Raw genomic sequence first — 24517 nt, 5'->3', positions numbered from 1 at the left:
CTCCCAAATAATAAAACCGTTAGCCTCGAGGCAGTACGAGGCTGACGGTTTCACTTTCTAGCTTCTTCCTAGGATATTCCGAGCTTAACCCATACTCTCGCGCAAAGACTTGATGTCTTTGGATGGTGGCGCACCAAATAAACGGCTGTATTCACGGCTAAATTGAGAAGGGCTTTCGTAACCCACTTTGAACGTAGTGGCCATGGCATCGAGGTTTTCTGTCAGCATTAAACGCCGAGCTTCGCTGAGTCTTAATTTCTTTTGAAATTGCAGTGGAGTCATGGATGTCATAGAACGAAAGTGAGTATAAAACGCCGATTTACTCATGCCACTGTAGGCGGCTAACTCACTGACACTTAACGGCTTTACGAAATTATTCTTCAACCAATCAATGGCCTTCGCGATTTGATGGCTGTGACTTCCTGCAGTTACGATTTGATTAAGACGAGCGCCCTGTTCGGTGATTAACAGTCGATAAAAAATCTCTCGTTTAATAATCGGCGCTAAAATTTTGATGCTTTGTCCTTCATCCAGCAGCTCTATTAAACGCAGAAAGGCGTCAAGTAATGGCTCCGATAATTCTCCAACCGCTATGCCTTTTTGCGCTTCTTTGCTTTGATTAAACGTCAGTTCACTATCGACAATAAGTTGAGATATTTCAGTTAGATCCAGCTCCATAATCACCCCTAAATAAGGTTTATCTTCACTGGCTTCAATGATATTGGCGATAATTGGCAAGTCGACAGAGGAGATCAAAAAGTGGTTCGCATCGTAAACAAAGCTATCTTCACCCAACAACACGCGCTTTCTCCCTTGAGCAATTAAGCAAATACTTGGGTTGTGGGTGTAGCTTGTCGGTGGTGTTGGGGTTGCCCAGCGACTGAACCTTAATCCTGGAATTTCTGTGTCATATTGGTTCGCGCCATTTGCCCATTTCTCTATGTGCTTGGCAAGCTTTTCTATTGCACTGGCCAGGGTTGACGAAGTGTTTGACGGTACCTCTTGCATAAGTCAGTGCTCTCCTCTGGTTGGCCTCAGGTTCGGGGTTAACGGCATGCGATTTCTGCCTTTGTAGTTAACGCCTCTTCGGAGTCAATTAAGCGACTTCATTAAGCATAGTTATAACAGTTCATTTCTTTAAGTAAAGAATATTGGGCAAGTGTCTATTTCGAGGTTAAGCGATCAGAGAGTGATCTTTCTGGTTGGTTTTTGAGCGGGTTAATTGTCTGTCATGAATTTTATTATTTAATAGTCAAATACTTATGTATAGATGAGTTTTTATTCCGTTTTTTCTAACCGGTCTCAAGTATGGTTGTCTTTTGTATTGGTTTGGAATATTGGGCAAGTATTAGCAAAGAATAGGCTAACGGTCATCTATCAAAGCGCAATACAGTGAACCCATGGTTTGGTGAGTTGTAAGCACTCAAGAACACTATTTGGAGTCATGATGAATAACAAAAGCAATACTCAAATCCCTGACGTACTGCAAGCCAGTGTATTTCAAGGTCGAGGCATTTTCGAGTTTGGTGAAAAGAATGAAGCGTATGCGGATTACTTTACCGGTACGAGTTATCTGGCGTTGCTCAATCAGCCTGGTCTTATCGTGGCGAACGTAACGTTTGAACCAGGGTGTCGCAATTTTTGGCATATTCATCATGAAGGTGGGCAGATTCTGTTAGCGACAGGAGGGCGAGGTTGGTATCAAGAATTTGGCCAACCAGCACAAGAGTTGAATGTTGGCGATGTCGTGCATATCGCGCCAGGTACTAAGCATTGGCATGGCGCAGCTAAAGACAGTTGGTTCTCACATGTTGCAATAGAAATACCGGCTGAAGGCGCAAGTAATGAATGGTGCGAACCAGTCTCTGATCAAGAGTACATGCAACTAAAGTAGCCCGAGCTAAGTTTTCAGTGAGAAAAGGGAATCTCGATGAGACAAGCGTACCGTTTCAATCAGTGGGTGAGATGCGTTTTGGTGAGTAGTGCCTGGATGTTCCCCTGCATTGTAAACGCAGAAGTTAATAGCGCTGGATTGGAGGAAAATATGGTGAAAATTCGTTTTATTTTCGATGATTGCAGTGTTTTAGGTACATTGAAGAGCAGTGCGAGTACAGACGATTTTGTTCGTCAATTGCCTCTAACATTAGATCTACAAGACTACGCAAATACAGAGAAAATTGCTTACTTACCGAATAAGTTAACTCGCGAAGGCGCACCTTCTGGAACTCAATCAAAAACGGGTGACATCTCTTATTACGCCCCTTGGGGAAATTTAGTTATCTTTTATAAGGACTTTGGTTACGCGTCTGGGTTAATTAAATTAGGTCAAATCGATGATGGGATTCATTGCTTTATTTCGAAAGAAACAAACCGTGTCACGATCGAAAAAGTAAATTAATGACCTAGTTAACAATGTGAATTATTAATGTAGAAATCAGAACGCTAATAAATATATTTCTAGAACTTCTATGGATTAGAACACCGTTACATAATGGAATTTTGATATGAAAGCATTAAACAAATCTGTTAAATCAATATTAATATTGGTGCTCACTATGGCAACACTATGCACAACGAATATCGCTTCAGCATCAGAAATATTCAGTGATAAAGAGCGAGCTATTATTCCTATTTCTGCTTTTACTGCGAGTGGTGAAATAGAAAAACTAACACAAAGTCTTAATGATGGGTTAGACGCAGGCCTAACGGTCAACGAGATAAAAGAAGTGCTGGCTCAGTTGTACGCGTATGCTGGATTTCCGCGCAGTTTGAATGGACTAGCAACATTTATGACGGTGTTGGATGAACGTAAAAGCCGAGGTATTACCGATATCTTAGGGCGAGAATAAAGCGCGTTACCTAACGATAAAACCAGCTTAGAATTTGGCGCTGAAAACCAAACACAACTTGTTGGTGCAGAAGTAAAAGGCGCGCTATTCGATTTTTCTCCGCAAATTGATGAATATCTAAAAGCACATTTGTTTGGTGATATTTTTGAACGCGATGTGCTCACTTGGAAAGAGCGTGAAATTGCTACGGTTGCAGCATTAGCAAATATGAACGGTGTTAATAGCCAATTAGCAGTTCACTATAATATCAGTATGAATAACAATGTTTCTATTAAAGAGTTAGAGGAATTTATTGTTGTATTAAGTGAGTGCTGTGGTGAAAGTGTGTCGAACAATGCTCAATCGGTCCTAAAAACAGTTTTGGAAAAATAAATATTATTTGGCCAATCATATCAATTAGAAAGGAATTCGTTTTATGAAAAATAAATCATCATTGCTTATTTGGTCTGTGCTGTTGTCGACGGGATTTATGCTTCCAATTGCTCAAGCTGCCGATGGTAACTCATCTTCGCAGCAAGTTTATCGCTCTGCTGATCAGAAATCGTTTCAAGGACCTGAAAACCTATTTACCGGGAAAGTTAACGTCGAGATGTTGTTTCCTGAAAACGAAGTTGCAAACTACAGCGCCGCCTATGTCACTTTTGATGCAGGAGCTCGAACCGCTTGGCATACTCACCCTGCAGGACAACACATGATCGTCACTTCCGGTACCGCACTTACAGGAACGCGTGATGGGCATGTAATTCGATTTGCTGCTGGTGATAGTGTTTGGTGTCCGCCTGGTATCGACCATTGGCACGGTGCAACACCAAATGCGCCAATGACTCACCTAGTGGTTACGGCGTCAAAAGACGGTGAAAACGTTATCTGGAAAGAGCAAGTTACCGATGGTCAATATGCAGCAGGACAGCAATAACAAAGGCCACGTTTTTATAGCGAGCGCAGAGCTTTTACTCTGCGTTTTTTATTGTCTTGTTGGGCCAACCAAGCGCATTTCCCAATCCTCGACTTCGCCAGTTTCTAGGCGGCGCACGACTAACTTGCCCCAAGACTCGACTAACGGCAGTTCAGACAGCTTAATGAGTTCTTTTATATCTAAACAGCCAGTGAAAACCGCACCCATGATGCGAGCCAGTGGCCATTCTGGATAAGGTCTTTCGCACAGAATAATCTCGTCACCTGCACCGATATCGCCTTCTTCCAACACTCGGAAATACCAGCCTGTTCGAAGCGTATCTTGCAGTCTTCTCGCCATGTCGTGTTGGTCAAAGCGTACGTTAAGTTTCCAACAAGGCATGCGACCTTGCGACACTTCCAGTAGTGTTGAGCCAATGCGAATTTTATCTTTCAAGCAAATCGTGGATTCGGTGACGCCTTCGGAGCTGATGTTTTCGCCAAAGCCTCCGGCGGATTGGAAAATTGGCCTTTCGCCTAATTCTTGTTGCCAGATTGGGTAGTGCTCGCTTGGGTAAATATGAAGCGCTTTTTGAATGCCACCATGAAAGCGCGGATCACCTTGCTCATCACTGGTAAAACCAAGTTCTGTTGCGCGCTGGCGCTCAGGCAGCACTTGTTTGTTGATTGCGCTTTGCGCACCATGAGCATAAGGGACGGTTTTCCCTGCTAGCACAGCTTTTACGACGCCGATTTTCTTCATGTAACCTCCTTATTATTTGAATGAGAGATAAAGTGTTAACCTTCATTCGCGATGCGGAGCATGATAGCCTAGTGAACTTGTGTCGGAGTAGGGATGAAAAGACAACTAACAATGCTAACTCGCCAAATTGATTCGAAGTCAGGCGTCGTCACCTCCAATGAGATGATGGCTGCGAATCCCCATTCCCCTGTTTTGGTGAAAACCATCGACATGCCAAAAGGTTACATTGATGCGCTGCATCAACACGCTTGGCATCAAATCATCTTTCCTATCAAAGGGTTATTGCAAACGCAAACGGAGCATTATCAGCATTTGGTTCCGCACACTTCTGCGTTATTTGTTCCTGCGGGTGTTCAACACGAGTCGATTGCTCTGAGTAACACGATCTTTGTTGGCATTTACCTTAACCCTGCGTTTGGCGTAATGTACGAGCCACAAGTGAGAACCATTGCTCTAACGCCGTTTTTAAATGAGCTTTTACAAGAGATCCGCAGACAGTGTGAAAATGAGACAAGCCACGAAGAAGTACTGCATTTGCTGGCGGTGTTGCATGATCAAATTTTGAAAAGCAACGTGCAGACATTTCAGTTATTACTGCCACAAGATCGTCGACTAAAACTGATTTTCGAGCAACTGACTGACGAGCCCGCGTTGAGCTGTTCGCTAAAAGAGTGGGGGGAGAAAATTGGGGCGTCTGAGCGCACTTTATCACGGTTGTTTGCCAAGGAATTCAACACTTCATTTCTGCTTTGGCGGCAACAAATTCGGCTGATTTACTCGCTTTCTTTGTTAGATGAAACGTTGCCAATCCAAGCCATTGCAGACCTAGTGGGTTATCAAAACGACTCATCCTACATCAAAGCATTTAAAGCCTATTTTGATATGACGCCACAACAGTTTAGAGTGAACGGCGCATCGCGCAGGTAGAAATACAGAGTTTCGACTTAACTCAATGCGTTTGAGAAGAAGTCGCGAAACTTCCTTTTTGAATTTCAATTACATGGTATGAATAACAATGGCACCAACGATAAATACTCGAGTGAACCAATTCTGCTTTGGTCAGCCAAAAACGTCGCTGTCGTTGGAAAAAGAGCCCCTCAAACCGCTTGCTCAGGGCAAGGTTCGGGTGCGACTGGAAGCCACCAATATTAACCCAAGTGACTTGCTTTCCATTCATGGTGTTGGGCAATACCGTCGCGTTCACGTACCACCTCGCGTGCCGGGATTTGAAGCGGTTGGGCGTGTGGTGGAAGTCAGTGCAGTCGGTCACACTGACCTTCAAGTTGGGCAAAAAGTGTTGGTGGCGATGAGTGGTACTTGGCAATACTACATAGATGCTTCGCCTGAGAATCTTTTTCCGCTACCTGAGAGTTTGGATAACGGCTATGCCTGCCAGTTGTACATCAACGCGTTAACCGCGTGGGTGATCACCACTAAAGTGGCTAAGTTGAACAAAGAGGATGTGGTGATCATCAATGCGGCGGGTTCGGCGATCGGTAAGATATTTGCCCAGCTCGCCCACTCCCTGGGTTTTACACTGATTGCTGTCACTTCAAAGCCAGACGAGTATCCGTACGATACGATTCCAGTATTGGACGCGAAGCAAGACTTACACGCGCAACTGCAAACGCGCAAACTGCCACAACCAACGGTCGCTTTGGATGCGATAGGTGGTGAGGCTGGCACGGTTCTCATTCGTACCTTGAAAGAAAACGGTCAATACATCAACTACGGAACGTTGTCGTTGGCGCCTTATACGCCGGCGTTTTTTGAATCGATGAAGACCAACAACATCGACTTTAGCACCTTCTTTTTACGGTATTGGGAAGAGTCGGTAGGTAAAGGCGGGAGAAAAGCGGTATTCGCTGAAATGTTAGACCACTTTATTGCCAACGATATAAAGTTAAGTGTAGCGTCTGAACTGCCGCTAGAGGATTTTCAAACTGCGATTGAAATGGTTGAGCAACGCTCATCGGCGGTGTCAGGAAAAATCATTTTGACGCTATGAATTACAGTGAGTCTGTTGAGAAAAGGGAGGATAAAATCCTCCCTTTTTTGATGGGTTATTTGTAATGATGGGACTATTTTAGATGGAAAATTTGTTCTGTTTCGAGCGATGTCATCGTACGTACTTGACGCCAAATGTAATAAAAAATACCGAACATCATTAACATGCTTGGAATTGCAATCATCGGGTAGCTGTAAAGCGTCATCTTACCCAACTCTTCATTAAAGGCAGCCGTGCCCGAAGGACTGGTCACGATCCAAGTCGCAAGGAAGTAGTTCATCGCGGATGAGAACGCAAAAGTACTCGCAAACAGATAGTTTGATGACATTAGACAACGTTCAAATGCCTCTGATTGACCGTTCTCTTTCAAGCGTTCATTAATCAGCGATAAATTCAATACCGTGTCATTCAATACTAACTTCTGCATCAGTGGGTAGCGGGTAAACGTTGAGCCCAAAACCGCTAAACCGATCAGGCCAGGGATCAGGGCTTCTTTCAAGGCTAACCAACGTGTATCGAGCTCTAACAAGCCAATGCCGCCAGTTAATAAAACACTGATAAAGCCAAGTGCAGAAATAAAGTTAAATTTCTTGTTCCGGACAAGGTCCATACCGCCGTAAATGATAGGAAATAGCAAAGCGACAACCAGCGCCATTGCTGTTCCTAGGTGTTCATCGCCGCTAAACTTCATCAAGATAAAGGAAGGGATGAATACGTTAAAAAGAATCTCGAATAGGGGATTCGGCTTTTTCGCCGTTGTGTTACTCATAATGTTTTACTGACTCTACTCTATGTCGGCTGTTATTGTACTTTGACGAGAAGTGTTCATCTAGTCGCGCTTGATGTAAAGCGTTAAAGCGCCGAGTTGTGTAACGACTTATGAAATAGACCGGAGCATAGCCAGTTAGTTGACATGATTGACTACTTTTTTTGTGTCTTAATCGCGCTCCCTCTGCGCAATGTTCTGATTGCGTGCTCTGAATAATCGAGTCGCCACGGTGTTGTGATTAAGCTCTAATACTTGAGCAATTTCATTATGATTAAACCCGACTACGAGTTTTAAGACCAATGGCTCTCGGTATTTGGGTTCGAGAATCATCATTTGTTTTTGAAGCCAATCTTGTGCCATGTCGTGGTCACTGCCAGGGTAGGTTTTTGCCTGTATTACACACTCATCAATATCGACAAAATCGTACTGCTTTTTATCAAAGCGCCGAGCATTCTCACGACGCAAAATGGTGATGAGCCAAGGCTTCGCGGCATTGGGATCATTTAAGTTATCAAAGAATCGCCACGCTTTCAGGAAGGTGTCTTGCGCCAAATCTTCAGCAAGGTGATGATCTTTGCATAGCCAATATGCGAGACGATAGATATCTTGGTATTGCTCCTTCGTCAGTGCTTCGTATCGTTTGTGTTTTTCCATAGCATTAAGATCAGAAGTGTAGAGCTGAGCAGCAAGGTAACCTCTGAAGCTTCAAAGGTTACCTGCGGTTTCGTCCTTGCCCGCTTAAAATGGCTGGGTAGAAAAACGTGAGTATTGAAGGGCGTCTGCGACTTCTTGAGCTTTAGATTCCGAAGTCATGAGATGCAGCAATTTAAGGGCGGCTTGATAGCTAACTAGGCTGCCGTTTGAGGTGATGACGCCCTCATCAACAACAAAATTCTGGTCGACCTGTACATCAACTGCTGGATAGTCTTTTTGTAATCCGTTTTCACCTCCTGCCCACGTCGTCGCTTTCTTACCGTTTAACAGGCCAGCCTCGGCCAATAGATACGCACCAGAACAATTACTTGCCATCCAATCTGCCGCCTTTGATGTGGTTTGAATAAAGTGAATGAGATCCTTGTTTTCGATTAGCGCATCCATGTCGTAGCTGGATGTTAAAACCAGCACGTCGAGTTCCGGCTGATCGCCAATCCAAGCATCCACACCAATTTTTAATCCCTCTTCAGTGGTGATGGTTTTCTGTTCAGAGACGGAAATAGTGACTACTTCATAATCGCTAAACCAAGTCAGACGACTTGCAACGCCAAAGACCTCTAAAGGCGCAGTAACATCAGAGGTCAGTACGCCGTCGTAAACCAGAATGCCAATGCGTTTATCCGCCGCATGTGCCGTTTGAAGCATCCCAAAGAATAGGACTAAGGTCGCTATCAATAGTTGTAGTGCATTCTTTAATCCATTTTTACCCATTGTTTTTTCCTCGCTAACAGAGCGTCAAGTTATTGAGATTCATTATATTTGGGCTGATTGGTGATTGAAGAGCCACTTTGTCTTTACTAAAGTGAATAAAGTTCACGAATGGAATGCACGAGTTTTATGGATAAGATACGGTCCCTACGATTTTTTATTGCCACTTTAGAAGGTGGCAGTTTTGCTGCGGCCGCCAAAGCGCATGGCACAGACCCTTCTACGGTGAGTAAGGCCATCCATCGTCTTGAAAGCGACTTGGGAATACAGCTTTTCCAACGTTCTACGCGACAGATCCGTCTGACAGAAGCCGGTCGTCGATACGCAAATACCGCTAGGTTTGTACTGGACGAACTGACGGCGTGTGAGGATTCATTAAAAAGCCACAATGATGCGCTTTCAGGACTGCTTAAGATTAATGTGCCGGTCTCCTACGGTCGCCTTTACATTCGCCCTTTATTAAAAGAGTTTTGTCGCCGCTACCCCAGTATCACCATCGATATTCATTACGATGACGCCTACGTTGATATTATTGAGCAAGGGATTGATGTGTCGATTCGTTCTGGTGTTGTTCAGGACAGTCAGTTGATTGTGCGCCAGCTGAGTCCTATCGATTTTATTATCTGTGGCAGTCAGGATTACTTAGCGCGGCATGGTATTCCGAGTGGCCCAGACGCATTCAATGACCATTCTTGGGTTCGTTTTCGTTTTAAACAAACGGGGAAACTGTTGCCGATTCGGATGCCAGAACCAGACGGTGCAAGTGAGTATAACCCCGAGAGAAATTTTATTGTAAACGACGGCGAATCCATGGCAGAGCTTTGCGCAGAAGGCTTAGGGTTAACTCAGATTCCTCACTTTATCGCGAGAGATTGGCTCAAAGCGGGGCGTTTAGTGCCGATATTTCCGAGTATGCGCCAAGCTGGAAATGGCGTGTATCTGCTCTATGCCAACCGGGAATATGTGCCTGCTCGAGTAAGGGTGTTCATCGATTTTATCACCCAAGCGATACAGGATATGGATGAAACGCAATTCCATACGTGGGCTGAAACGTTGCCGATTTACCAACCGAACCAAGGAGATTGAAAACTTCATGTGAGTCTTTGGTTAAAACACTCCAAGCCATATGGTGCTTTTATGGGTTTTTGTTAGGTTATTGGGCGTTATTATCGACAAGCGCAGTTTGCTCTTCGTCACTCATAAAGGAAAGACAATGCCAACTAAGATCTTAGTGCCTGCTTTGGCCCTACTTCTCAGCGCATGTGACGGCGATGGGGAGTCGTCAGCTCCTGTAGAAAACGGCTCACAAAACACAGGTTCCACATCATCACAAGGCACATTTGCCGAGCAAATGCTTGCAGCGATCAACAGCGCTCGCTCTACTACACAACAGTGTGGCGCAACCACCATGCCACCTGTTGGGGCACTGACTTGGAGCTACGATTTGGAAAGCGCCGCTTATCGACATTCAAGCGACATGGCGAACAGCGATTTCATGAGTCACACAGGCTCTGACGGCAGCAATATGTCAGATCGAGTCAACGCAACGGGCTATGCTTGGAGCGCTATTGGTGAGAATGTCGCCGTAGGGCAAAGTTCCATTAACGCCGTCGTTAATGCTTGGTTATCGAGCGAAGGTCACTGCCTCAATATCATGAGTGCGGATTTTGATCAGATGGGCGCGTCGCTTGTCGAAAATCACTCGGCAAGCTACGGGTATTACTGGACTCAGGTTTTTGCCAAACAGCGCTAATGCGATAAAGAAACCAGATAGATAAACTAAAACGCCAGCAGTAACCATCTGCTGGCGTTTTATTATTTACGTCTCTTTTAGCTTGTCAGGTTACGAAGTTTTGGATCATCCGTCAGGTATTCAACGAATTCGATCTCAAAACCTGCAGGGTCAACAAAATACACATTCTTGCGATATGGCTCATCAGCCCCAGGTTGGGCAATCGGATAACCTGCATCGGTCAGTCTTTTTATGATGGCATCGACGTTGTTGGTCACATAAGCAAAATGCGCTAGCCCTACTTGGTGGCCGCCCAACTCGCGGTTCTCTCCTTCACCGTGGTCACTCATGGCAATGTATTGATACTCGTCGCCAAAATGTAGCCAGTTTCTTGGCTTACCACTCCATTCGCCTTTCCCCTCATCACGCACGTACCAATGTGGAAATGCAGTTTGATAAAACTTCAGCATTTCAGGGATGTTTTTCACGACTAAATTAATATGTTCTAGTTGGATCATGATGTGCTCCTTTTTGTCATTTCCTAGCCAACGATGAACATGCTAAAACCTCAAGTTACGTTGAGGTAAAGGGCTTTTTTAAATTTTTTAGGGTTGGTGTCTTTGGAGCTTGATACATGGAGAGATTCGGTGGGGTGGTACTTTGAATCTGCGAGTTGGGTTAGGTGCTTACAACCCTCTTTCATCTTTTGTTTGTTCGTGCTAATCATTTTCGATCGAGTTTGTGGTGAGTAGATTCCCAGTCTCACCTAGGTTCGCGGGAATGACGTGAAGAGAACGCTAAACGAACTGAGTCATTCTGAAGGAGGCTAAGCGAGTATTCAGAGTCTATTTGCAGCGCGTTTCGATGCTGGTGGTGTGAATTGAATTATCCGCGATTGTAGAACTTGCCACCTTGAGCTCGGAGAGTTGAGATCTTTAGAGTTTGATACAAGCGAAGGTTAGGTGGGGTTGGTGGTTTGAGGCTGAGAGGAGGAGCATGTACATGAATTCTCTAACCGTTGATGCTTCACGTGTATGTATGTGAATTTCTTTCGTTCAAGCTTGTGGTGAGTAGATTCCCAGTCTCACCTAGGTTCGCGGGAATGACGCGAAGAGAGCGCTACACGAACAGTGTCATTCTGAAGGAGCCTAAGCGAGTATTCAGAATCTATTCGCAGCGCGTTGTGATGCTAGTGGAGTGAACTGAATTATCCGCGATTGTAGAGCCAGTCTCTCCAGTTTGAACTCGGAGTGCTGGAGGATGTACTTACACCCCTCCCCAAAACCAAAAAAGCCAGCAGTTAATACCTGCTGGCAAAGTCTTTGGGCTTCTAGGTCTTTTGATTTTATTTCTTGTTCCTCATCGCTGTCACGGTGCCCCGATTGGTTTTCCGGGGAAGAAAACACAGCACCGTGCGCTTTGTGCTCAAGAAATTGGAGATTAACCTTGCTTACGGATTAGGTAGTCAAACGCGCCTAAGCTTGCTTTTGCACCTTCACCCATCGCAATGATGATCTGTTTGTAAGGAACCGTCGTAGCGTCACCCGCTGCGAAGACACCTTCTAGGCTGGTTTCACCACGGCTACCAACTTCAATTTCGCCGCGCTCAGAAAGCGCTACTTCTGAATCTTTCAGCCATTCTGTGTTTGGTACTAGACCGATTTGAACAAAGATACCTGACAGTTCAATCTCTTTGATTTCATCTGTGTTGCGGTCTTTGTACTTCAAGCTTGTTACGCGAGTACCGTCACCCACAACTTCAGTAGTTTGCGCCATCGTGATGATGTCTACGTTTGGTAGTGAGTTCGCTTTGTCGATAAGCACTTGGTCTGCGCGAAGTACGTCTGCAAATTCAAGAACGGTTACGTGCTCAACAATACCTGCTAGGTCGATAGCCGCTTCGATGCCTGAGTTACCACCACCGATAACCGCGGTTTTCTTGCCTTTGAATAGCGGGCCGTCACAGTGTGGGCAGTACGCGACGCCTTTGTTGCGGTACTCTTGCTCGCCCGGAACGTTCATTTCACGCCAGCGTGCACCAGGGCTTAGGATGACACTCTTACTTTTCAGCGTTGCGCCGCTTTCAAGTTGGATATGAATCAAGCCATCATCTGTGTGCGCTGCGCCCATCAGTTTTTGCGCTTGTTGCTCAGTCACAACGTCTACGTCGTATTCTTTTAGGTGCTCGGCTAGGTCAGTCGCCAGTTTTGGACCTTCAGTACGTTTTACCGAGATAAAGTTCTCGATTGCCATAGTGTCCATCACCTGACCACCGAAGCGTTTAGCGACAACGCCAGTGCGAATACCTTTACGCGCTGCGTATAGTGCTGCTGCACTACCACCAGGGCCACCGCCGACAACTAGCACGTCGTATGGGTCTTTTTCGCTCAGTGCTTTTGCGGCTTTCTCGCTCGCTTCGTCATCCACTTTGTTTAGGATTTCAGTTAGAGACATACGGCCTTGACCGAATAGCTCACCGTTCACGAATACGCTTGGTACGGCCATGATGTCGCGTTGTTTCACTTCATCTTGGAAGAGTGCACCGTCGATCATGGTTGCTTTCACTTTCGGGTTGATTGCCGCCATCATGTTGAACGCTTGAACAACGTCTGGACAGTTTTGGCACGACAGTGAAATGAACACTTCAACTTCCAACTCTTTATCTAGCGCTGCGATTTGTTCAATCACTTCCGGCTCTAGTTTGATTGGATGACCACCAGAGTGCAGTAATGCCAATACCAGAGAGGTAAATTCGTGACCCATTGGTAGGCCAGCAAAACGAAGTGCTGTGCCTTTTACTGGGTTCGTCACCGTCATCACTGGTTTACGTGCGCTTGCGTTGTCGTCACGTTCAACGGTGATAAAGTCGCTCATCTCTGCGATTTGGTTCGCCAGAGACAGAATGTCATTCGATGCTTTGCTTTCATCTAGACTAACCACTAGACGAACGTCTTCTTTTACATTAGCCAGATATTGTTTGAGTTGTTGTTGGATCGCTTGGTCTAACATAGTTGTTGTTACCTTAAATAAACAAAAGAGTGGTTACTCTGGATAAAATCAGTAGGGAGAGAGCAAACCAGGCAGAAGGTCGTCAAGGTATCTAACCTGGAATGCTCTCTAAGTTAAGCGTCAATTAGCATGTCAAATTGAGCTTAAATTCAGTGGCTTAGATTTTGCCTACTAGGTCTAGAGAAGGAGCTAGCGTCTCTTCGCCTTCTTTCCATTTCGCTGGGCAAACTTCACCTGGGTGTGCTGCTACGTACTGAGCTGCTTTCACTTTGCGTAGTAGGTCTTCTGCGTCACGACCGATACCTTCAGCAGTGATTTCCATTGCTTGGATAGTACCTTCTGGGTCGATTAGGAACGTTGCACGGTCTGCAAGACCTTGACCTTCACGCATCACACCGAAGTTGTTTGTGATGTTGCCTGTTTGGTCGCCAAGCATGTAGTACTGGATCTTGCCGATGGTTTCTGAGCTATCGTGCCAAGCTTTGTGAGTGAAGTGTGTGTCTGTTGATACTGAGTACACTTCAACGCCGCGTTTTTGTAGCTCTTCGTAGTGGTCTGCTAGGTCACCTAGTTCTGTCGGACATACGAATGTGAAGTCTGCTGGGTAGAAGAAGAATACAGCCCATTTGCCTAGAACGTCTTGTTCTGTTACTTCAACGAATTCGCCGTTTTTGTATGCTGTAGCTGCAAATGGTTTGATCTTTGTATTAATCATTTTTACTTTCCTCAGAATGTTTTAGGGTGAGCAGTTCTTGCTTTCGGAAAGTATATTCGCATTGGATTGTGTTTAAGGAAAATCGCTTGTAACTATCCTATTGATAGTCATTTCCTATCTTTATTAATAGGGAAGCCCGATGTAAGTGAGTTTGCTTTGATAGGTTTTATTGAAGAGGAAGGCCGAGTGGTAATAGAGAATACCGATGATGACCTTTAAGATATCGTCTGGCTAAGATCGAAAGAACCTGCATTTCGGCAGGCTCTTTCTAATAGGAAGTGGGGAAGCTGATGCTTTTATTTTTTAGTTCAGATTGTCGAGCACCTTGCCGCACAACTTCTTCAGCATGATCATTTCATCCATCTCTAACGTGATTTTACACATCATGGCGTTTGGCACTGACTTGGCTTGCTCTTTGAGGTCACGACCTTGCTCTGTAAGGTTGAGTACGCGTACGCGCTCATCGGTGTCACTGCGACCACGTTCTACATAGCCTTTTGTTTCTAATCGTTTAAGCAGCGGTGTGAGCGTGCCTGAATCCAAATGCAGTTGCGAGCCCAGTTCTTTAACACTGGCACCGTCTTTCTCCCACAACACCATCATCACTAAGTATTGCGAATAAGTCAGATCAAGTTCGTCCAGCAAAGGGCGGTAAGCTCGGATCACCGCATTTGCTGCACTATAGAGCGGGAAGCAAACTTGGTTTTCGAGTAAGAGTTTATCGTCGTTGGTCATGGTGTTGTCGGTGTAACACTGGCTCATTGGCGTTGCCTACCTGCTTACAGAGAAAGAGAGTAACAAGATAAATTGTGCACAATATAGTTGCAAACGATCTTTACTTCGATATAAGATTGTAAGCAATTAAATTGCGCGCAACTTAAATTAAGAAGGACAATCGCATGACTACTCTATACAAAACTCAAGCTACTGCTTTGGCTGGTCGTAATGGTCAAGTAAAAACAGATGACGGTCTTCTCGATCTAGAGCTGTCATACCCGAAGGAAATGGGCGGCACAGGTGCGGCAACTAACCCTGAGCAGCTTTTCGCAGCGGGCTATTCAGCATGTTTTTCTAACGCTATTCTGCACGTAGCACGTGAAGGTAAAGTAAACCTGAAAAGTGCACCCGTAATAGCGGAAGTGGGCATTGGTCCGAACGATAACGGTGGCTTTGCGTTGACCGTTAGCCTCGCGGCAGAGTTAGATCTACCACAAGAACAAGCATTAGAGCTAACGCGCATTGCACACCAAGTTTGCCCATACTCAAACGCCGTTCGTGGCAATATAGATGTTGCTGTTACAGTAAACGGCGAAGCGATCTAATCGATTTAGACATTATTTCTAATAGAAGGAAAGCCTGCGAACGTGCAGGCTTTTTTCGATTATTTGATGGCAGTGCAGAAGCTGACGTCTGCATGGTGCGTTTGTGGATCGTAGCTATGATAAAGTTCGAAGCAAGGTCGACAGTCGTTTTCAATACCAGATTCAACCACTTTGCTCATCAAATCATCCCATGCTTTAGGGTATTGGCTGAATTCGGTAATTTGCTGGCGCATCACCGCATATTGACCGCCGGGGAAGTCTTGCAGCTCAATGCCTTTTGGTACTTCGGTATCTTCTGGCACCATTAGACAGATATCAGTACGACACTTCTCGTCTGGCGTGATTTCTGGGTTATCGTGATAAATGAAGATACAGGTATTGCCCGCCAAACCTTTCATTCCTGCCCATTGATACAAGCGACCTGATGGTTCTTCATAGCCTTTGCCGTAAGGGCCGTTAACGCGAATGTAAGCCAATTTTGCTTTATCAAAGTTTTGCGTTTCCATATTGTTGCTCCATGTTGTGAGTTCAGAGTCAGTATATGAATCGCTTAGGGCTCGTTCGTTTCCATTCTTGCGCAGTGCGTGTCCAATCTTGCTGTTTCGCGCGAGTTCAGAAAATTGCTGGTAGTTTTTACAGTCGCGAAAGGCGGTTGGTGTTACGCCATAATGCTGCTTAAACGCCTTAGCTAGGCTTTGCGAACTAGAAAAACCGTACTCTAACGCGATGTTCAGCACTGGTTGCTTTGATTTGAAAAGGTCGTCTGCTGCCGCCTCTAGCCGTAAACGTCGGATGAAGTCGGCTAATGTTTCGCCTTGTACCGCCTTGAAGGTACGGTGAAAATGATAGGGAGAGAGGTTGGCTAGCGCTGCCACTTCGAGCAAATTGAGAGGATCGTTAAAGTGCTGTTCCAGATAGCGAATAACAGGAACGAGTCGTTGGTGATAATCGACACGCATGAGAGGGGCCACCCTTGTTTGATTTGCTCAAAGCGTACCGCAACGAAGCAAGGATTCAAGGCTAGTATCGAATAAATGCGTCGTAGTCATTTATTTCTGATTATGATGCATTCTGTTGCGGGTAGGAGATGGTTCTTAAGATGGCTTCTCAACGGTAATTGAAATCCGTTCAGAGCGCTTAATATCCCGTCAGCTCCATATAACCTGTCCCTGAATGAGAGCCCTCAATACGCACAGGGCCTTCCCAATAAGGCACAGAAAGGGGCATTTTCGCGTTCGGGTTGAGTGCAGAAACGGTAAGCTCAACTTGCTGGTTAGGAATCGACACTTGCCACTGGGTTGGATACTTTCGCCCTTGGATTTCTGTTTGCTTGGTCGCCTCTAACTGAATGTCTTTTTGTGGGATAGCGATGCCAGAACCATCTTGCTGCATCAGCCTTGCGCTGGAGTAACTGGCTGCTCCGGTTTTGGAATCCCGCAATTGGAACACCACCAAGCTGGTTTGGTCACTCAACCTTAGAGCAAACCAGTCCCAGCCTTGTTGTGAGTCGAGTAAGAACTGCGAGCTCCACTCTCGATCTATCCAACCTTTACCCGACACTTGATGGGTTTCACCGTCGATGGTGACTTCACCGGAGACATCAATAAACGGTTGGCTGTAGTAATAGGAAGCCACCTGACCATCGGCACTTTTGGTGCTGTAACCTTGTTCACCTTGTTTTTGATAAGGTGCGCTGCTGGTAAGCGTCAGCGAATAGCCAAACTGCTCTGAATTGGCATTTAGCGTGGCGGGGAAAAGGTCGGTGGTTGAAGACGTCCACTGCCAATCATCGAGATAAACTCGAAATGGTGAAGTATCAACACCTGCTAGAGAGGCTTGATCGCGTGACCATTTTTCATCAGCATAATGTTTGTCTTGCGTTGTAACCGCGCTATGCGCCATGTAGATTTGCTGAGTTTGCCATTCGGTTTTCTTCACGTCATCTTCGCCCATTGGTGGCGCAGCAGCAAAGCGAAATTGAGTCCACTGTATTCCGAGAGGATTACCTTCTTCATCAATTAAGTTAGCGGTTAAGTACCACCATTCATGACGAAAATTCGGGTGCGCTTGATGATCGGTAGGAAAGGTGAGTTCGACACCTTTTTCTACGGGTGTGAATGGGTTGCTCTCGCTTTGTGTTTCTCGACTTCCCAGCAACGTACCCATATTTTGTTGTTGCGGTTCTTCGCAGCCGAACAGGAACAAACTGCTTATGAGTAGAGTAAGCTTGCTTGCCAATCGAACCATCACAACACCTCGCTTTGCAAACTGGACACGACAGGCTTACTGACCAATCGCCACAGCGGAATCAAGGTTGCAATCACCGCCACCAAGATGGTGATTGCCGCAATGCTGAGGGCATCACTCCAATTCCACAGATAATTTAAGCTCCAACCAAAAGCGCGCAAGGTGACGATGTCTGTCAGCACATAACCCACCATGGCTCCTAAAGGTAGGGCGATAACCAGAGTAAAACTGACCAGAGCGACGATCTGCCCGACCACCATGGTCATTAATTTACGACGGCTGACGCCAAGTGCATACAGCCTTGCAATGGCGGCTTTGCGCGCGTCGAGCAACATGAAGCAAGCACTGAACAAACCAATCACCGCGACCATCAAAGTCACGCCGTTGAGAGCGCGCGTAATGGCGAAGGTTTGCGAGAAAATATCTAACGCGATGGATTTGATTTGCGCCTGATCGTAGAGCTGACTCGGATGCAGATTCAATTGCTCGCGCAGTTGCTCGTATACGATTTGTGGGTCCCCCGAGACTTTAATGCCAAGGCTTGTCGGCAGGTCGGTAAATCCGCTCTCTTGCCATAATTTTGGTGCCAATAACACTTCACCATTGGGTGAGCCGTAATCATGGAATATCGCGCCCACAAGCAGGTTCTTATTTGGAATGGCATCAAGTGTGAGTTCGCTACCCAGTGATAAACCCAGTTTGACCGCAGTAGGTTCACTGATGGCGACCAGTTCACCTCGGTAAAAGCGTTGCCAGAAGTTCTCCAAGTGCGATTTGAACACCATGGTTTGTTCTAAGGTGTCTTTGTCTTTTGTGCCAAGCAAAATCGGTAACCCTTGCAGGTTATCGTCGACGTAGTATTGCTTGTAGACGGTCTCAACCTTGTCGAACTGTCCTAATGCGCGCTCTACATCTGCGATTTCTCCTTGCGCAGGGCTGACGTAAATATCGGCGTGTAGCCTTTGTTCTAACCACTGTTTTAAGGTGGACTCAAAGCTACCAACTAAGGTATTCATCCCCATATTGGCTGTAACGGCGAGTAGCAGTGCCATCATGGCGAGAGAAAGCGGAGAAATCAGCTCGCGCAACTCAGCAAACAGATATTGCATCAAACCAGAACTGGTGCGCTTTTCACACCAATTGGCTAAGACGCTGAGTGTTTTGGGTAGATACAAAGGAATCGACACCACAAGCACGCCGAGCCATGCCATGGTGAAGCGGTGATGCTCACTCAGCCATAACCCTGCGAGTGCGAGAGTCGTCAACGCGGCACCTATCACGAACAATTGGTTTTCGTTAGAGGCTTCAGGCGCTTGATAAAATCCACCATGAGAAGAGAGCGGCTGGCGCACTCGCTGTTTAAAGTGCTGCCAACACGCCAACAGGGTTGCGGCTAACGTGAGCAGCAGTGCTTGCGCCCACCATTGCCACTGCCAAGTTCCGGGCAGAAGTGTCGCGCCATAAAGTTGTTCTAAAGTCAGTGCCACGGTCGGATGTAACCAGTGGCTAAGCTGCATGCCCAATACAAAACCGAGGGAAGAGCCGATGGTAACGAGAATAGTGAGTTCAACTAACAGCGCAGAGAACACAATGCTCGGCGCAACGCCTGCCTGTTGAATCTGCACTAACAGTCGATTGCGTTTCAGCAAGCTGTACTTTACGCCGTTGTAGGCAATGAACAGCCCGACTAAAAACGCGAGTAAGCTCATTGCCGTGAGGTTGAGGTGAAAGCTGTCGGTCAGTGAGCCAAGGTCTGTACTTTGATTATTGGAAATCCATTGTCCTTGATCGCCAATGATGCTTTGCCAATTTGCTTGCGTGTCTTTATTCCCTTTATCACCTGAATGGAAAACCGCAATGTAACTGATCTGTCCTTGTTTATTGAGCAGTTGCTGGGCAAAGCCAATGTCCATCAACATTCGGCTACCTAACTGCCATTCGTCAGGCAACACCACCACTTGGGTTGGAATGTCGTCCAAAGTTAGGGTTTCTACCTCTCCTAAGTTTTGATGTTGAGATTGGCTCATCATCACGATTGGCTTGCCGGCTAAAAGCTCAGGCAAAGGTAAAGCACTGTCGAACAAAGAGACGTTCTGTTGGTTTTCTGAAGAATAGCGCGAACGTGAGGAAATTGCGGCAATCAACTCGCTACCTTGCACTGACCAGCGACGCCCTTGTTCGTCTCTCACTCGCCCTTCGATTACAGGTAGTGTTGCACTGAGTCCGTTTTGTCTGAGGGTGAAGTAGAGCGATTCGGGCAGATAGTTTTGCCCTGCTGGTGGAATAATTAAGTTCTGAGCTTGTGCGCTAAGCTGCTCGGTAGACTCAGCATAACTGCGCTTGGCATTGAGGTTGATGGCTTGCACCGCAACAAACAAGGTCACAGCCAGCACAATACCGATCAGAATCGCGGCGGCTTGCAGTGGTGCCTGCCGATAGTGCGCCGCAAACAGATTCAGGGCGAGTCGAGTATGAGTGAATCTGGTGTTTGGTTGCTTAGCTTGCTTCATGATGTTGCTCATTTACATCGCTCTGATTTTGCGTCAGTCCGCTTTGCAAACGACCATCCTCCAAGCGCCCATCTTTTAAACGTAATTGGGTTTGCATGAACTCGGCACACTCAGGGCTGTGGGTCACCAAGAGCACAGCGGTATTGCCTTGGGTGGTGATTTCATTCAACAGTTTCATCACTTCTAAGCCCGCCTTTTGGTCAAGGTTTCCTGTGGGTTCATCGGCAAGCAGAAGTTTGGGTTTGTGGGCAAGTGCACGGGCAATCGCGACGCGTTGTTGTTGACCGCCTGAAAGAGCAGAAACATGCCTGTCGAGAAGCTGGCTGATGCCTAACGTTTCGACCAGATAATCGCACCAGTCATTCCATCTTTGTTGATTCAAATTGAGAGGAAAGGCGATGTTTTTCTTTACGTTAAGAGGTGTTAAGAGGTTGAATTGCTGAAAAATAACCCCGAGTTTTTGATGGCGAAATCGGCTCCATTGTGGGTCTTTCCAAGCCGCTGCGTTGTCGCCGTCTAGCCACAACTCACCACCGGAAAGTGGCTCAAAGCCAGCGATGATATTGAGTAAAGTACTTTTGCCGCTACCACTTGCCCCCGTCAGTGCGACACTCGCTCCCGAATTGAGGGTGAAGTCGATGCCTTCCAGCACACGATGGCTCTCTTTGCCATCGACAAAGCTTTTGCTGGCGTGTTTGAGTGTGACAAGTGGGCTTTCCATTTCCTCTCCCTGTATTCAAAAGGTGTCGTTTCTTTTGGCAATGGCTATTTAAGTAAGTTCTATAAAAACTTTAGCCAACAATCAGATAAAAACAGCGATTTACATCGATTTCTTAATAACTTGTACTGAAAATAAGAGGGAATAGATTAAACGGGAAAGGGATATAACAGACATTAAAAAAGCCCGAGTCAAACTCGAGCTTTCAAAGAAATTCAGCGTGGTCAGCTTATACGTAGTACGCTTCAACTTCGCCTTTAAGTTTGATCAGCATTGGGTTACCAAAACGGTCTTTTGCTTTAGGAGAAGCAATTTTCACCCAACCTTCGCTCACGCAGTATTCTTCTACGTCTGTGCGCTCTTTGCCGTTAAAACGGATACCGATTTGGTGATCGAAACATTCTTTGATGAAGAATGGGCTACGTGGGTTACCTGCTAGGCGATCTGGTAGAGCTGGTTTAGCTGTATCTGTCATGTTTGTGACCTAAATTCCGTAAAAAGTGCGCCATTGTAGTCAGTGCACAGTGAGTGTTCAAGATATGTTGAGAGACTTAATACTAAAGCCTTTTGAAATAATGCAAAGTTTCCCGCTTTCAAAGTGTGGAATAAAAACACGGTCTCGTTGCTCAACGGTGTTTTGCTCTCGAAACTTCTCCTGCCACCCCTTATTTGGTTTTGAATCATGACTATACTCATTACTGGCAGTTCTAACCTTATTCATACAACTTAATGTCTCAGAGCATGCCACTAGTCGAGAAACGATTAACAAGGAAGGGTGAATGGAGACTGTTGAACAGGTTAATAAACGTCATTTATCGGCTAGAGATACTACCTCTAGCACTTCTATTTTTCTTTGTATTCTAATCGTAGTGGCTGTAATCGCTCGGTTTTTTGTTGCGTTTAATTACGAAGTAAATTGGGACGAGTTTTATTACCTATCTTTTGTGCATCGGTTTATTAACGGCGAGGTGATTAATAGTCTCCAAACCTTTCACATTCACTTCTTTACTTGGCTGAGTGGTGTATCAGATAACGATGTTGACCAGATCATTGTGGCGAGAGTCGTTATGGTGTTCTTTCAATTACTCACGGGATTTTATCTATACAAGTTATGTCGATTGTACTGCAGCAAATCGGCGGCACTTTTTGCGGTGCTTGCCTATTTTTCTTTTGTTTATAATGTTCGTATGGGGGCCAGTTTTCGTACTGATCCTATCGCGACATGTATGATCATGGCGGCGCTGTATTATGTGTTTAGTACAACATTTTCTTGGCGTGTATCCATTCTTGCTGGTGTCCTTACGGCTGTCGCCTTGCTCGTCACTTTAAAGACCGCTCTGTATATCCCGACTTTTATAGGCATAGTTTTAACCTCGCTTTATTGGTCGCGAAATCGTAAGCGTTATTTTAGGCAAGTTCTCATGTATGGAGTCGCAATACTGGTTGCCTTTGCGATGCTATACAGTTGGCATTACTTCTCTATACATGGAGCGAGTTCGGTTGGTGATGCAGGAACGATGTTCGGTGCTGCGGATAAGACACTAAACCAGCGCGAGCTTTTTCCTCGATTGTTTTACTTTGTTCATTCAGTTTCGACGAACTCATGGTATTGGTTAGCTCTTTTCATTGGTATTGGTACTGCTGTTTATGCGTGTTTTTCGCAAAAGCTATTAAGCCGGGAGTCATCGATTAAGTTTTTGTGCCTAAGTTTATTACTCTTCACTTTGCTCTTTTATCGCAACGCTTTCCCATACTATTACGCTTTTATGCTTGCTCCAGTGAGTGCTTTATTTGCTGTGGCTTGGGTTGGTATCCAGAATTTCACTAACGCAAGAGTTGCACAATTTTTTAATTTTATTGTTCCTTGCTTGTTTGCGGTATCCATTGTGGTGAATGGTTTTGTTTTACCGATAAAAAGCAACTTGGCCTACCAGCGTCAGTTTCTTGATGAAGTACATAAAATCTTTCCTCAGCCTGTTGCTTATATTGATCGATGCTCCATGGTTCCGACTTTTTCAAAACAAGGTTTTTTCATGAGTACGTGGGGTTACGAAGATTATATTGCGAGAAACATCCCCGTTATTCGCAATGCAATAGAGCAAGACAATCCGGCTTTTGTACTGGTTAATTCGCACTATTTAGATGTGTTTGGCCCTGACAAAACCGATAAAGGGCTATTAAGGCAAGATATTCAAGCGTTAAGGCAGAACTACATTCATCATTGGTCGCATCTGTATGTTGCAGGAAAGACGTTTGAACTGACGCCCAACTCTCTTAATCGGGAAGTTATGGTCAACATCGAGGGCCTATATACGCTTGAAGCTAGCAATAGTCTTATGATTAATGGCAAGGTTTGGTTGGCAGGTCAAGCTCGATACTTGGCGCGGGGTGTCTATGAATTAGCGTCGAAAGAGCCAGGTAAAGTCGTTCTGCGTTGGGGAGATAACCTGTACCGACCTCGCAACCTTGAAGAGAAGCAGAGGTTATTTACCGGCTTCTAATACGCACAGTAATGTTGATTCAGAACATGAGGAGCAAGCATGAAGTTAATTGTTCAAATTCCGTGCTTTAACGAAGCGGACAATATTGCTGATGTTATTCGCTCAATACCAAAGCGCGTTGATGGTATCGCTAAGATAGAGATTCTAATCATCGATGATGGTTCTACGGATGGTACTTCAGAAGTCGCACGCAAGTGTGGTGTTGAGAACATTATTACTAACCAGGGCAATAAGGGGCTTGCTTACTCATTTCGAAGAGGGATTGAGGAGTGCCTTCGTCTTCATGCTGATATCATTGTGAACACCGATGGCGATAATCAATATAATGGGGCCGATATTCCGCACTTGGTTAAGCCTATTATCGAGCACAAAGCAGAAATTGTTGTTGGTGACCGAGGAGGGTATAGCAATACACATTTCTCTGTATTTAAACGATGTTTACAAGTGTCGGGGAGCTTTATTATTGCCAAAGCGACGGGATTGGATGTTAAAGATGCTGTGAGTGGTTTTCGCGCAATATCGAGAAGTGCGGCCCAACAACTTAATATCGTATCGGATTTTAGCTACACAATAGAAATGTTGATTCAAGCAAGTGCAAAAAGGATTGGTGTGGTTTCGGTGCCAATCCGAACTAATGAAAAAACGCGAGAGTCCCGTCTGTTTAAGAGCATTCCGCAGTTTCTAAAAATGTCGCTCTCTACTTTGGTCAGGGTTTATACCATGTACCGACCTCTGCAAGTGTTTTTGTTTATTGGCTCTGTGGCGATGATTTGCGGTGTGATTCCCATTATGCGATTCCTGTATTTCTTTTTAAATGGAGCGGGAGATGGCCATATTCAGTCATTGGTCTTGGGATCAACGCTACTTATCTTGGGTTTCATCACTTTGTTGATGGGGTTGGTGGCCGATCTAATAGGGTTCAATCGAAAGCTGACCGAAAAAGTATTGCACCGAATTGAGGTACTGGAAGAAAAGCTGGAGCATCAGGAAAAGTCGCCCACTTATCAGTTTGAAGCCAAGCGAAAACGATCTGGAGAGTAATAGCGAGTTACCTCGAT

Annotated in this window: 24 protein-coding genes and 1 pseudogene; 11 read left to right on the top strand and 14 right to left on the bottom strand. The window is 45.5% G+C overall.

Annotation, left to right across the window (positions count from 1 at the left end; all coding sequences use genetic code 11):
• Positions 1-84: 84 nt before the first annotated feature.
• The gene (locus tag L3V27_RS07265) at positions 85-1008 is read right to left on the bottom strand and encodes an AraC family transcriptional regulator (RefSeq protein ID WP_005392187.1); all 924 of its coding nucleotides are present in this window, start codon (positions 1006-1008) and stop codon (positions 85-87) included.
• Positions 1009-1444: 436 nt separating this feature from the next.
• Here L3V27_RS07265 and L3V27_RS07260 point away from each other — a divergent pair, with 436 nt between their 5' ends.
• The 4 genes and pseudogenes from L3V27_RS07260 (at position 1445) to L3V27_RS07245 (ending at position 3765) form a co-directional block, all read left to right on the top strand.
• Positions 1445-1894 (top strand): cupin domain-containing protein, encoded by a 450-nt coding sequence (locus L3V27_RS07260; RefSeq protein WP_182033896.1) that lies wholly within the window; start codon positions 1445-1447, stop codon positions 1892-1894.
• A 150-nt stretch (positions 1895-2044) separates the two neighbouring features.
• On the top strand, positions 2045-2398 hold the full coding sequence (locus tag L3V27_RS07255) for a cyclophilin-like fold protein (protein WP_225461427.1): 354 nt from the start codon (positions 2045-2047) through the stop codon (positions 2396-2398).
• A gap of 106 nt (positions 2399-2504) precedes the next feature.
• Positions 2505-3221, top strand: a pseudogene (locus L3V27_RS07250) (carboxymuconolactone decarboxylase family protein).
• Between the two features lie 43 nt (positions 3222-3264).
• Positions 3265-3765 (top strand): cupin domain-containing protein, encoded by a 501-nt coding sequence (locus L3V27_RS07245; protein WP_046875660.1) that lies wholly within the window; start codon positions 3265-3267, stop codon positions 3763-3765.
• 48 nt (positions 3766-3813) lie between these two features.
• Here the strand turns inward: L3V27_RS07245 and L3V27_RS07240 are convergent, their stop codons facing one another.
• On the bottom strand, positions 3814-4506 hold the full coding sequence (locus tag L3V27_RS07240; RefSeq protein ID WP_237311451.1) for an MOSC domain-containing protein: 693 nt from the start codon (positions 4504-4506) through the stop codon (positions 3814-3816).
• 111 nt (positions 4507-4617) lie between these two features.
• Here L3V27_RS07240 and L3V27_RS07235 point away from each other — a divergent pair, with 111 nt between their 5' ends.
• Together L3V27_RS07235 and L3V27_RS07230 are read left to right on the top strand one after the other, a co-directional pair.
• Positions 4618-5433 (top strand): helix-turn-helix transcriptional regulator, encoded by an 816-nt coding sequence (locus L3V27_RS07235; RefSeq protein WP_237311567.1) that lies wholly within the window; start codon positions 4618-4620, stop codon positions 5431-5433.
• A gap of 88 nt (positions 5434-5521) precedes the next feature.
• The gene (locus tag L3V27_RS07230; RefSeq protein WP_237311450.1) at positions 5522-6514 is read left to right on the top strand and encodes a zinc-dependent alcohol dehydrogenase family protein; all 993 of its coding nucleotides are present in this window, start codon (positions 5522-5524) and stop codon (positions 6512-6514) included.
• Between the two features lie 73 nt (positions 6515-6587).
• On the opposite strand, the gene L3V27_RS07225 is transcribed toward L3V27_RS07230, so the two are convergent.
• From L3V27_RS07225 to L3V27_RS07215, 3 genes are all read right to left on the bottom strand, one after another.
• Entirely contained in the window at positions 6588-7283 is a 696-nt protein-coding gene (locus L3V27_RS07225) for a VC0807 family protein (RefSeq protein ID WP_046875662.1), read from the bottom strand.
• A gap of 168 nt (positions 7284-7451) precedes the next feature.
• Positions 7452-7937 (bottom strand): sigma-70 family RNA polymerase sigma factor, encoded by a 486-nt coding sequence (locus L3V27_RS07220; RefSeq protein ID WP_167427833.1) that lies wholly within the window; start codon positions 7935-7937, stop codon positions 7452-7454.
• Between the two features lie 84 nt (positions 7938-8021).
• On the bottom strand, positions 8022-8708 hold the full coding sequence (locus tag L3V27_RS07215; protein WP_167427832.1) for a DJ-1/PfpI family protein: 687 nt from the start codon (positions 8706-8708) through the stop codon (positions 8022-8024).
• 126 nt (positions 8709-8834) lie between these two features.
• Between L3V27_RS07215 and L3V27_RS07210 the strand changes: the two genes are divergently transcribed.
• Positions 8835-9791, top strand: a complete 957-nt coding sequence (locus L3V27_RS07210) for a LysR family transcriptional regulator (RefSeq protein WP_167427831.1) — start codon at positions 8835-8837, stop codon at positions 9789-9791.
• A gap of 127 nt (positions 9792-9918) precedes the next feature.
• Positions 9919-10458 carry a CAP domain-containing protein gene (locus L3V27_RS07205; RefSeq protein ID WP_167427830.1) on the top strand — a complete coding sequence of 180 codons (540 nt, stop codon included), beginning with the start codon at positions 9919-9921 and terminating at the stop codon, positions 10456-10458.
• 77 nt (positions 10459-10535) lie between these two features.
• Here L3V27_RS07205 and L3V27_RS07200 read toward each other — a convergent pair whose 3' ends face one another.
• The 4 genes from L3V27_RS07200 to L3V27_RS07185 form a co-directional block, all read right to left on the bottom strand.
• Positions 10536-10955: a VOC family protein gene (locus tag L3V27_RS07200; RefSeq protein ID WP_025793617.1), complete on the bottom strand. Its 420-nt coding sequence runs from the start codon at positions 10953-10955 to the stop codon at positions 10536-10538.
• Positions 10956-11877: 922 nt separating this feature from the next.
• A complete protein-coding gene (ahpF, locus tag L3V27_RS07195; RefSeq protein WP_237311449.1) occupies positions 11878-13446 on the bottom strand; it encodes an alkyl hydroperoxide reductase subunit F in 1569 nt (522 codons plus the stop codon).
• 157 nt (positions 13447-13603) lie between these two features.
• Entirely contained in the window at positions 13604-14161 is a 558-nt protein-coding gene (gene ahpC, locus L3V27_RS07190; protein WP_005395542.1) for an alkyl hydroperoxide reductase subunit C, read from the bottom strand.
• A 303-nt stretch (positions 14162-14464) separates the two neighbouring features.
• Positions 14465-14923 carry a MarR family transcriptional regulator gene (locus tag L3V27_RS07185; protein ID WP_237311448.1) on the bottom strand — a complete coding sequence of 153 codons (459 nt, stop codon included), beginning with the start codon at positions 14921-14923 and terminating at the stop codon, positions 14465-14467.
• A 137-nt stretch (positions 14924-15060) separates the two neighbouring features.
• Between L3V27_RS07185 and L3V27_RS07180 the strand changes: the two genes are divergently transcribed.
• Positions 15061-15483: an organic hydroperoxide resistance protein gene (locus L3V27_RS07180; protein WP_237311447.1), complete on the top strand. Its 423-nt coding sequence runs from the start codon at positions 15061-15063 to the stop codon at positions 15481-15483.
• A gap of 59 nt (positions 15484-15542) precedes the next feature.
• Here the strand turns inward: L3V27_RS07180 and L3V27_RS07175 are convergent, their stop codons facing one another.
• The 5 genes from L3V27_RS07175 to L3V27_RS07155 all read right to left on the bottom strand — a co-directional run bounded on the left by L3V27_RS07175 (position 15543) and on the right by L3V27_RS07155 (position 21433).
• Positions 15543-16442, bottom strand: coding sequence for an AraC family transcriptional regulator (locus tag L3V27_RS07175; RefSeq protein WP_237311446.1), 900 nt, complete (start codon positions 16440-16442; stop codon positions 15543-15545).
• A gap of 178 nt (positions 16443-16620) precedes the next feature.
• Positions 16621-17730: a lipocalin-like domain-containing protein gene (locus L3V27_RS07170; RefSeq protein ID WP_237311445.1), complete on the bottom strand. Its 1110-nt coding sequence runs from the start codon at positions 17728-17730 to the stop codon at positions 16621-16623.
• Positions 17730-20240 (bottom strand): ABC transporter permease, encoded by a 2511-nt coding sequence (locus tag L3V27_RS07165; RefSeq protein ID WP_237311443.1) that lies wholly within the window; start codon positions 20238-20240, stop codon positions 17730-17732. Before L3V27_RS07165 ends, L3V27_RS07170 begins: the two co-directional genes overlap by 1 nt.
• Positions 20227-20961 carry an ABC transporter ATP-binding protein gene (locus L3V27_RS07160; protein WP_225461417.1) on the bottom strand — a complete coding sequence of 245 codons (735 nt, stop codon included), beginning with the start codon at positions 20959-20961 and terminating at the stop codon, positions 20227-20229. Before L3V27_RS07160 ends, L3V27_RS07165 begins: the two co-directional genes overlap by 14 nt.
• Positions 20962-21187: 226 nt before the next feature.
• Complete coding sequence (locus L3V27_RS07155) at positions 21188-21433, bottom strand: DUF3297 family protein (protein ID WP_005383498.1); 246 nt, start codon at positions 21431-21433, stop codon at positions 21188-21190.
• Positions 21434-21737: 304 nt separating this feature from the next.
• On the opposite strand from L3V27_RS07155, the gene L3V27_RS07150 reads away from it, so the two are divergent.
• Positions 21738-23459 carry a glycosyltransferase family 39 protein gene (locus L3V27_RS07150; protein WP_237311442.1) on the top strand — a complete coding sequence of 574 codons (1722 nt, stop codon included), beginning with the start codon at positions 21738-21740 and terminating at the stop codon, positions 23457-23459.
• A 39-nt stretch (positions 23460-23498) separates the two neighbouring features.
• Entirely contained in the window at positions 23499-24500 is a 1002-nt protein-coding gene (locus L3V27_RS07145; protein WP_237311441.1) for a glycosyltransferase family 2 protein, read from the top strand.
• Positions 24501-24517 lie beyond the last annotated feature (17 nt).

The organism is Vibrio sp. J2-3(2022) (assembly GCF_021725735.1).
In the GTDB taxonomy this organism is placed as follows: domain Bacteria; phylum Pseudomonadota; class Gammaproteobacteria; order Enterobacterales; family Vibrionaceae; genus Vibrio; species Vibrio diabolicus.
The sequence above is the reverse complement of the archived record's forward strand: the minus strand, read 5'-3'. Positions and strand labels throughout refer to the sequence as shown.